This window comes from Comamonas halotolerans, from assembly GCF_030162935.1.
Classification (GTDB): Bacteria; Pseudomonadota; Gammaproteobacteria; order Burkholderiales; family Burkholderiaceae_C; genus Comamonas; species Comamonas halotolerans.
Genome location: NZ_JASAUZ010000058.1, coordinates 1 through 308, shown reverse-complemented (window position 1 = coordinate 308; position 308 = coordinate 1). Strand labels below are relative to the sequence as shown.

Below are 308 nucleotides of genomic sequence, written 5' to 3'. Positions count from 1 at the left end.
CGGCCACCGACAACGGGGATGGCACCTGGACGGCCCAGGTGCCGGGTGCGGATCTGGCCGCAGCCCAGGACACCACGGTCACGGCCGAGGCCACGTTTGCCGATGCGGCGGGCAACGCCAGCACACCGGTGACGGGTTCGCAAAGCTACGCGGTGGATACCACAGCACCGAGCACCACGGTTGCGATCAGCGATGCCGATGGCGACAACAAGCCCACGGTCTCGGGCATGGTCAGCGAGCCGGGCTCCACAGTGACGGTGACCTGGCCCGATGGCACTACTGTGCAAGTGCCCACGGACGCCACCACC

The 308-nt window shown here is 68.5% G+C and carries 1 protein-coding gene; it reads left to right on the top strand.

Translation table 11 applies throughout. The features are described 5' to 3' along the window. Positions 1–308, top strand: a 308-nt coding sequence (locus tag QEP11_RS16600) for a hypothetical protein (RefSeq protein ID WP_284337762.1), incomplete at both ends; no start/stop codon positions are given.